Genomic DNA, 9,159 nt, shown 5'->3' on the forward strand with positions numbered 1-9,159 from the left:
ATCATGGTTGCCCATGGATTCAGAAACCTTCCAAGAACGCAACTGTAATGCTAGGGCTTCCAAAGAAGCTGCTCTGCCGGCAAATTCGAGAACCGCCGCCGCTTCCAATTTATTCCGCTCGCGCGCCGCATCGAGAGCACACCCGCGCGTGGCGGGCGCTCCCGTTGCAGCGCCCCTTCCCGGTGCATGCCGCTACGAGAAGTCGGCCACTTTCAGGCCAAGCCGCACCCGGCGCGACTTCTGCTAGCCAGTCCCCGGGCCTAAATTGAGCCGGTCGAAGTACCAAGAAGGATCGTCCCCCGACGAATCCGTTTCGATGTATTCTTCGCCCGAATATTTCTCGACACTTCCTTCGTTTTCGTCATCGCTACTCTCGACTTTGGAGAGATATAGCCGAGGCTTGTCTGCCCGCTGCCATTTTCCCTCATCGTTCAGCGTCCACTTGTCGGGATGCTGCCTAGGGTCAAGCACATATTCATTGTCGCCCACGTGAACAAAACCCATCTGCTCTAGACGGGGCTTCACCTCATCCGTGGCAGGACGCGACATGACCAACGCCCGCTTGCCGTCAAGCCGAAGTTGATGTTCCAGCAGAATATCGCCTGCGTTCTCGACGAGCGGATGAGTAACCCGGAGGCCGACAACGGACGAGACGTGTTTTCGCCCAGGAAGGTGCCGCTCCCACGCCTCCCCTCCCATGCGACGTCGACCTTCGGTCTTTAGAAGCCCGACACTCTTGTCACCCAATTGATAGCTGAAATATCGCGCATGGTCCGAATCCTCTACGGTGGATCCGGCTCTGGCGACCATCGCTGTGCGCTCAGCCTTTTCGGAAACGAAATCCGAGTATTCTTGCGGATTATCGGCTATGTGCTTGATGTCCTTACCGTAAAAATTTCTCAGTTCTTCCCTGAATGACTCCCTGTCAATCTCATCGATGGGAGGTTCGGAAATGAGGGAGTACGGCCGTGTCGCCCCCGAGGACGAACCAGGCGCCGTAAGCGTTTCCGTAAACCTACGGCCATCTGCTGATAGCTCCGATTCATCGGCCTGGCTCGCGCTTGGAACTTGGCTGGAAGAACCAGTGATTCTGCTACTATACATGCGGTTCGCTCTCCCTACTACTACACTACTATATCGCAACGTACTGGCCTACTCGAAGACCTGTGGACAATGATAGGCGCGCGAGCTGACAATAAGCTGACGCACAGAGGGGGCGCATCACCCTAGCCCCACCGTTCCACGCCAAGGCGAGGAGCGGCTGGCCTTTCCAGAGCTACGCTCATGCGCCAGAAGTCAGGGTCCTTCCCTCCGCCGGCGTTACCCGGTTTCAACGGTACCGCAACCCTGTCCGACTCCCGCTGCGGACCGCCGCCAATTGCGACGTTGAAGACGTACGGCCCACTGGATTGCTCAACCGCCCACGGCGGCCTTTGTCGCAAGGCTTCAACCCGCCCGATTGCTCAGACAAGCCGCTTGCCAGCTACCAGATCAAACCGACTACTGTCTGGGTGGTACCTTCCTCCACTGGTGATCCGCGCCGTTGGGGCGCACTGAGAATGAGGGAAGTACTTTTAGCGCCAGTGACGGACGTCATTCTTCAGTCAATTCGACGGCGAGCCGGTGGTGAAAGGCCGGCGCTGAATGTAGCCGCTGGATTGAACCCACAATGCGAAAGCATTGTTGCCGTCTTGGCGGCACGAGGAAGACCGGCATCATTTGTCATCTATCTTGTCGTACCAGTCGTGTCCGGTTGCGGACGTTGATGTGGAGAAACCGACTACTGCACCTAAATTATTCCGCGGGTGCCGCTTCGGGCACGTGCTTTTTCTCCTTCAAGCGACGCGCAGAGCACTTTCGCGTTCGGCACGCCGATTGCTGAGATGAAGATGCCGCAGTTAAAAGGCGGCGCGCTGGTCACCGACCCAGGAATTCACAATGAGACTTGCTCGATTGATCTTGATCAATGCGGCGTTGAGGCTAGTCGTAACTGTACAAGCGGCAGACATTAATGTGGCCCTCGCCGCCAACTTAACCGCACCGACCAAGGAGATAGCCTCGACCGTCAAGCGGACGGCTGGTCACGGGGCAGCTATGAGAGCGGGCGCGAATGGACAATGAATGGTGCGCAATTTCAGATCTCGGCCGACACGCGATCAACGGAGCTGGTCGTGGATGAAACCGTACTACCGGAAGGCCGCTTCATCGACACGATCGAAAACTTCCTACTTTGGAAGAGTGCGAATTTCGTGAACGGGGCGGAGACGTCCAAGAGGATGGCCTTGGCAAAATTATCGATGTGCCCCGCCGAGACACTTTTTAAGGTAGGCGTGATCGAGTCAGTGAGTTCGCCCGGCGTTCATGAGGCCATGCAGCCGAAGGACATCGAGGGCGCGACAGTCACGCGGGCGGATCGATACGAGATCGGCTATGACGAGCTCGCCTTTGTCACGAGATTTCAATTGATTGGTGATGAGGCCTCGCGCTGGCTGATGCCGCAGGAGCTCTATGGTCCGATTGAGCAAGGTGCCGCGCCGTTGAAGGGCAGCGCCGACCGCTAAGCAACGCTGGGGTTCATCGATCTCCGAAAGGCCTGAGGCTCACGTGATCATTGAGCGCTATGGTTAGGCGCTCGAGAGCCAGACCTGGACCGCAGGTCGGCTGGGATCTGGTAGTCGGCAAGGCTGACGATCTGGCTCGCCAGCCTCACGACCGTGATCCTATCGGCATCGGGATGGCGACGTTCACTTGACTTGATGATCTTCGATTTGCTGGGACCCTAATCGACTAGCGCAGCGCAAGCATGGGATACCGATGACGCACTGGGGCAAACCAAAACCGCGCGTGATTGAAGGCGGTCAGGCCGATCGCCCATTGCATGCTGATGCTTCGCAGCCGCGGATAGTGTGGAACTTCTGGCCGCTTGCGGCGGTTCTCCTCAACGCGCTCCTGTGGGTCGGCATCTGCGGGGTCATCTACGCGTTCTCATGAGCAAGACGGTGTGGCCAAAGCAGCCAAGTTAGCGCCACAAGGATGGGCGCGTTGGCAAGCGCCATCTGGCATACACGCCTGAGGTCATCGACTGACCTCTCCCAGCGGGTCGCGAATATTGGAGGCACGTGCGTACGCACGCCAGTTGGATTAGCCCAACTTAATCGGTCATCAACGCCAGACGCCGCAATACGCTTCGCCATTGCGCCCTACGGACCTAATCAGCCGCAATTCCAGATCGGCCCGATCGGCGTCCGCGTCCAGCACGGGCCAAAGCTGCCGCCATTGTAGCGGCCGCCGTAAAAGCCGGGCCGGCCGAAATAGTGCCAGGCGCCATCATACCCGTAGTAACGGGGGACCGGGTCAATGTACCAAGGGCGCCGGTCGCGGCGTGCCAATCGCCGCATCGCGTCTTTCTGGGCGTAAAGTGGAAGGCTGTCGTTCAGCGGCTCCTGGTAACCTGGCAGGAAGCCATAGCCGGGCCAGCGCGGAGCCGGCCGCTTTTGAAGCGGTGCGGCCAGAGCGGCGACTGATAACAGCGATAGGACGATAGCAGTGAAGAGACACACAAGGCGGGACATGCGAACACCATAGACAGTCGATCGTCGAGAGGCCATTCAAATCTAGGTGCAAAGCTCACGCGCCTATGCAGCTCCGGCATTCTCTATCGCCGTACGCTGGACGATCTAACCGGCCCCTTCTTCCACAGCCGAAATCCGCCCTCGAACGCGTTGGTGTTGACGCCGCGGCGGACCTTGCGCGGCAGCTTGTCGATCTTGCCGGCGTTGCCGCCGCCCAGCATGATGTAATCCGGCTCCAGCGCAACGAGCAGACGCTTGACGACGTTGTGCGTTGCCATTTCTTCCTGCCAACGCGCTTGAGGGCTGCGGCGCCGACGTATTGCTCGAACGTCTTGCAGTACGGCAGATGCGCCAGTTCCATCGGTTCCAGAATGCCGTCCACGATCATCGCGGAGCCAAGACCCGTTCCCAGGCCAAGGAACAGCATCCGGCCGCCCTGGTAGCTGCCGATCGCCTGTATCAGCGCGTCGTTGACGACCTTGGTCGGGCGGACGAAGGCCTTTTCGAAATTGAAACCCGCCCACCCCTGACCGAGATTGTGCGGCTCCGAAAAGGGCCGGTTGTTGACCACAGGTCCGGATACCCAACCGCGATGATGTCATAGGACCAGTCCTTCGTCAGCGCCTTGATCTTCCTTACCATTACTTTCGCCGATACCTGGGGACCGGACGCAAACGCGTGCCTGGTTCGCTCCGTGCTGGTCATGACCTTCACGCGCGAACCACCGATGTCGATCACGAGGACCGTATGCCGTGTCGCCCGCTTGGCCGTTTTCTTCGCCATGAATTCGCGCCCTGCTCGGTCGGATGATCATAACGCCAGCCGATACGCACCTGAACCAGACAGACACGCAGCACCACAGCTTTGTTCTCCATCCGACTCTATTTTGTTCGCAAGGAACGAATCGGAATCGCGCAAATCAGCGCGGGCGAATTCTTAACAACGCGTTTGCTTCGTGCTTGCACGCGGATGCAGCCGAGCAAGCAGCCGCATGAAACGAAGCAAGCATAGCCCGGATCAGCAGGGCGCTATCCGAGCCTGCTTGGTCGATCGATCTTACCCTAACCCCCGCCCTCCGGCTTGATCCCCGCCTTCATGATCGGCAAGAGGCGCGCTCCTCGCTGTCGCGAAAGGCCGATATCTCCTGCGGCGTGGTCGGGTGGCGGCCCCTATGCGATATGCGGGGCTGCTACGGCTCTTGCGTCAGATCTCAGTATACGTGCTGAATATGCTGGCGAGCCGTGCATTTCCCAAGCGTAACACAGCCTGAAGTGGCCACTATGTAATTCCATCCCCAAGATCAGCCACAAAATCGATTACAATGTAACGCATCGGAAGGATCGCCATGAACGGAAATCCATGTTACGGGGTTTGGTGCTGGGAAACCTTTTGCAGCCTCCGTTCAGGACCGCGCGTAGAAGCGCGGCCGTTTCGATATCGAACATAGGAGATTCCCTATCCGGTAGTAGGAACAACAGACAGGCTAATCGAGATGTTCGGAATTCGCACACTCTATTTGAGCCTTGCAACTCAGTCCTAACAATGCAACTTAGGCGCGTTGGCGAACGCGCTCTCCAAACAGTGGTGGCCCTGCCAGAACCATAGAAAGCGCTTTTGATGTTGCACACGCGGCAATGCACAGTGCCCCACCTCGCACAACGCGAGTGAAACGGCACCGTTGTGTCGGTCATCGCACAAAGGCTGCATCCGACTTAACATCGATGAATGCGGTCGAGCGTCGATCCTATGCTGAAACAGCACCGGCCCGACGCACACTGCCGGGTATGAGGTGCGTCGGGCCGGTTGGGGCATGGCGCGGCACCTGGCCGTGTCCAACCCAGATAAACCCGTGCAAATGATATGCCTCACGAAAAGGTGCCGATGATCGGCGTCGAAATCGCCGGTGTCCGGCCACACGGATTTTCATTTGCGGGCGGGCGCGCGTACGTATGGACCATCTCCTCCGGGCTTAGTTTGCGTTACGCCATCAAGATCGATTTGATCGGTGGCCGGACGATTGCCGAATTTCGATGTCGGGGAGACTTCGTTTACGCGGCCTGTGGCCAGAGGGACGCCGATATCCGAACGGATTAGATTTATTGCGTCAACAATCATGACGGCGCATGAGCTTCCATTTCGATTGCGCAGCACGAACATCTACGTAGCGTCTTAAGCAAATACGCTCGCGAGGCACCGCCGCATGGTAGCGAACGAGTTTCGGCATGTCACGCTCGGTTTTGAGCGGGAGCCGCCGCCGGTCAGCCAGTCATTGCGATGAGCGGGGCGGACCGGAGCCGCGCAAAGCGCGAGGTCAAGAAGTCAACGCTGCCGTCGCGCCATTTGACATTCCGCCAAGCTTGTTTCGGTATACCGAGATCAAGTGACCGAGCAAGTATTTTGCTCGTCGTCCCACCGCATCAGTTTCGCCGGCCGTCCATTCCCCGACCATTTCTTCGGGCGGCAGCGGTCCCTGCCGGGCGGCCACACGGAGTGCTCGGCAAGATGCCCGTTTCTTGAAGGCTCGTTCGAAACTCTTCTTACGCTCATATGAGAGTCCTAACTGCACCCTCTCGGTCGTATCGGCCTCCTTTGCATTCACGCACTATTGCCGTTCGTACTTTCGACGCTGCCACCCGCTGGACCAAACAGTGCAGAGGGTGTCACAAATGGTGAAGCCACTTCGCAAACCTTACGTACGAGGTTGTGAGGTCGGATTATCCTTCAACGACTTGCGCGCGGTTGCGACACGTGTAGCTGTTGCGAACCGAATATGTCCAGAATCCGCCAGGCTGTTTGCGAACACGACATCGGGCAAGTTGGCGCTTGCGTGGCCTGCGGTTGTTGTGGAGGAGAAGAGCGTATGAAGTCAGTGGCAGGCGCCTGTCGATCCTGTTGTCCTTGCTTTCGGCTGTAAGCGTGAGCACGATCGCCAAGGCCGATGGGCCCTCGCCGAAATACGCCGAGGTGCTCAGTGCCCTGCAGGCCGACAAGAATGTAAAGCTCATACTGGACCTGAACCGCTGTACCACCGTCGATGGCGGCAAGCCCGGGCCGGCCACGCAGGCCGGGTTGGTTATAAGTGCCTTCAGGGTGACCGCCCAGAACGGCATCAGCTTTGCCAATGCGCATCAAACCGTGGATTGACGGAATACATTCCGCCACAGCCTCAGCCGCGAAGGCAAGCTTACGGTGCGGGCCTCCAAGCTGACCGCCGGGGCGACCGAAGTCGTGAATCAGGGCGAATTCATCTGCGAACTGCCGGACGGCGCGAAGTTCGTTTGGGACACTGCGCAGGGCCACGGTGCGGCTTCGCTACCCTGATCCTTTCGAGTGGAGATCTATCGAGCCATAACACGGCAGCCGAGATCGTGATGACGGCCAGGTCGTTTCTGGCCGTCTTTTCGTAGCCGGTCGCCACGCGGCGAAATTGCTTCGGTTTACCGAAGCAGCATTCGATGAGGTGATGCTGACCTGCCAGGGCTGTTGAAGAACTCAGCCGCGTTCGCAAACGAAGCTTGAATCGTCGCCATTGTGTATGAAGAATTGGCCGACGAGCCTGCCCGCAGTGCCGATCATAACCGATTGCGACCGCAGGCTGGGTCATTCTCGTCGTGACCTTCCCATGAGAAACTCCGAGCAGGCCGAACCGTCTCGCGCGCTGTAGCGGACGTCGAGAAGGTGCTTCAGCGCACCGAAGGCGATTTCACAATCGGACTTACCCTTGAGGGTGAGATGCGCCTCTTCGACAAGATCGAGGAAGTCGCTGTCCCAGTTGTCCATTTCGGTGATCCGCCAGCGGCAATGGCCTGGGCGAAGCCGGGCACCTTGGCCATCAGCCGGCCCCGGCAGCCGCACCAGATGAAGTCTTCTGCATCGCAGGCAGGCGGTTACGCCTGCATGGTCCGTCAAATTTGAGTATGACTACCTGCATTTTGGCGGGCCGAGTGTCGCGACCGCTCCGACCGTGCAGTTTCCACCGCTTGCAATTCTTCCGGCGAACACAACCAGCCTATCGAGCAACTATCACATTGGAAAGGTCGGGTTGAACTACCACTTTGGCGCCGACCCGCGGGCGGCGCAATGGTCTGACGCGCCGCTGTATGCAAAAGAACCCACCAGCGTGCCGCCCATTGCGTACACGGCCGATTGGTCATTCGAAGGCGGATCGCGGCTCTGGCTCAGCCGCGGAAGATTCCAATGGGACCATAGCGCTGTGCCTCATATACCTGGAGATCCTAGCATTCTTATCTCGAGGCTCACTTATCACGGACTGGACGGACTTTCCGGAGAACTATTTGGCCGTCCTGACAGCCCGTGGGGAATATTCCTGAAGGGCAATATTGGCCTCGGGCGCTTCAACAAAGGAAACATAAACAATGTAGATTGGGGCATCGAACGCTCGTGGTCCTATATCAACAACGTATCAGGCCAGGCCAACGGAAGGTTCACATACTACACGGCCGACGCCGGTTACGATTTGCTGCGCGGCACCAACTATAAGGTCGGCGCATTCATCGGCTGGCCTTATTACGGCCAGAGCTCCGACTCGACGGGATGCGTGCAAATCGCCAACCCCATGTATATATGCCGGCGCCGGCTGACAGAATCATTGGCAGCCAGCATACTAACTGGGATGCATTTTCGTGTCGGTCTAAGCGCCGAAACCATGCTCACGGAGCGTTGGCGCTTAAGCACCGACGCCGCTTACCTGCCGTAGACCAATTACAGTGGTCGTGACAACCATCTCTTGCGCCATATGACCCACTTCACTGATCAACGCGGGAATGGTGGCGGGGGGTACATCTCTCGCCTCGAGGGCGTCCGCAGGTTGGTCGCACAAGTCATCGATGGTGTCGAGTTGCGTTCTCGCAAGGGGAATCCTTGCTCCCCGGTTTTGTTTACGACAAGGTCATCGGGATTGTCGCATTCTTCTGGGCGATGTGCCCTTTCATGCTTCAGGAAACGACTCGACGTGGCTTGCGGACTTCCGCGCGAAGGTCGAGGCGCTGCCCATATCTTACGTGATGAAGCCCAAGCTTATTGAAGCAGCCATCGAAGCAATGATCAGGTTCGTCCAGCCGGCCTACGTCGATTTGATTGCGGCGGCGGGCCGGCTCGAGGCCTCGTCCAGCACGGACGATGGCGCCTGGAAGCACCCCAACGGGGTTGAGTTCTACGCGCAGGCGCTCAGGCACATGACCACGACGGAGCTGTCGGCGACACAAATCCACGAGTACGGGCTGGAGGAGGTCGCCCGGATCCACGGAGAGATGGAAAGATTAAAGAACTCGCTTGGCTTTGGTGGCGACCTCGCCGCTTTTTTCGAGCACATCAAAACAAGCCCCAAACCTGTCTATCCCGATACTGAGGAGGGACGTAGCACCTGCCTCCGCGAAACCTCCCGCGTTATGGATGCGATGTACCGCAATCTCGGCATTCTTTTGGCAGGCTTCCCAAGGTTGGGTGCGTATCGCGATCCGATGTCCGTGAGCATCCACAAAAACATCTGGCCCGGTTCAGTGGAATCCTCCGGGCGGACTGCTACAACGGCTTCGAGCCGCTGTTCGATCCGAAGAAGAAAGCGCTG

General features: G+C 58.3%; 6 protein-coding genes and 4 pseudogenes. 5 read left to right on the plus strand and 5 right to left on the minus strand.

Annotation, left to right across the window (positions count from 1 at the left end):
- Positions 1 to 243: 243 nt before the first annotated feature.
- Positions 244 to 1,104, minus strand: coding sequence for a host specificity protein (locus CQ13_RS03640; protein ID WP_156433476.1), 861 nt, complete (start codon positions 1,102 to 1,104; stop codon positions 244 to 246).
- 1,067 nt (positions 1,105 to 2,171) lie between these two features.
- On the opposite strand from CQ13_RS03640, the gene CQ13_RS03650 reads away from it, so the two are divergent.
- Entirely contained in the window at positions 2,172 to 2,561 is a 390-nt protein-coding gene (locus tag CQ13_RS03650) for a type 2 periplasmic-binding domain-containing protein (RefSeq protein ID WP_156433477.1), read from the plus strand.
- Positions 2,562 to 3,212: 651 nt separating this feature from the next.
- Here CQ13_RS03650 and CQ13_RS03655 read toward each other — a convergent pair.
- Together CQ13_RS03655 and CQ13_RS03660 are read right to left on the minus strand one after the other, a co-directional pair.
- Entirely contained in the window at positions 3,213 to 3,572 is a 360-nt protein-coding gene (locus CQ13_RS03655; RefSeq protein ID WP_057841664.1) for a hypothetical protein, read from the minus strand.
- An 83-nt stretch (positions 3,573 to 3,655) separates the two neighbouring features.
- Positions 3,656 to 4,355 (minus strand): annotated as a pseudogene (locus CQ13_RS03660) (ROK family protein).
- Between the two features lie 1,098 nt (positions 4,356 to 5,453).
- Here CQ13_RS03660 and CQ13_RS44935 point away from each other — a divergent pair.
- Both CQ13_RS44935 and CQ13_RS45225 read left to right on the plus strand, forming a co-directional pair.
- Positions 5,454 to 5,666, plus strand: a complete 213-nt coding sequence (locus CQ13_RS44935) for a hypothetical protein (RefSeq protein ID WP_210183061.1) — start codon at positions 5,454 to 5,456, stop codon at positions 5,664 to 5,666.
- 822 nt (positions 5,667 to 6,488) lie between these two features.
- Positions 6,489 to 6,716, plus strand: a complete 228-nt coding sequence (locus CQ13_RS45225) for a VirK family protein (RefSeq protein ID WP_245309011.1) — start codon at positions 6,489 to 6,491, stop codon at positions 6,714 to 6,716.
- A gap of 199 nt (positions 6,717 to 6,915) precedes the next feature.
- Here the strand turns inward: CQ13_RS45225 and CQ13_RS40445 are convergent.
- Positions 6,916 to 7,050 (minus strand): annotated as a pseudogene (locus CQ13_RS40445) (IS5/IS1182 family transposase); the annotation flags it as partial.
- A 14-nt stretch (positions 7,051 to 7,064) separates the two neighbouring features.
- Positions 7,065 to 7,405 (minus strand): annotated as a pseudogene (locus tag CQ13_RS46700) (hypothetical protein).
- Positions 7,406 to 7,614: 209 nt separating this feature from the next.
- On the opposite strand from CQ13_RS46700, the gene CQ13_RS03680 reads away from it, so the two are divergent.
- The gene (locus CQ13_RS03680) at positions 7,615 to 8,289 is read left to right on the plus strand and encodes a hypothetical protein (RefSeq protein WP_245309013.1); all 675 of its coding nucleotides are present in this window, start codon (positions 7,615 to 7,617) and stop codon (positions 8,287 to 8,289) included.
- Between the two features lie 130 nt (positions 8,290 to 8,419).
- Positions 8,420 to 8,944, plus strand: a pseudogene (locus CQ13_RS03685) (DUF885 family protein); the annotation flags it as partial.
- Positions 8,945 to 9,159 lie beyond the last annotated feature (215 nt).

The organism is Bradyrhizobium retamae (assembly GCF_001440415.1).
Classification (GTDB): Bacteria; Pseudomonadota; Alphaproteobacteria; order Rhizobiales; family Xanthobacteraceae; genus Bradyrhizobium; species Bradyrhizobium retamae.

Excerpts from the sequence above, each read along its gene's own strand:
- CQ13_RS03640 (WP_156433476.1), bottom strand. The coding sequence starts at position 1,104 with ATGTATAGTAGCAGAATCACTGGTTCTTCCAGCCAAGTTCCAAGCGCG.
- CQ13_RS44935 (WP_210183061.1), top strand. The coding sequence starts at position 5,454 with ATGATCGGCGTCGAAATCGCCGGTGTCCGGCCACACGGATTTTCATTT.
- CQ13_RS03655 (WP_057841664.1), bottom strand. The coding sequence starts at position 3,572 with ATGTCCCGCCTTGTGTGTCTCTTCACTGCTATCGTCCTATCGCTGTTA.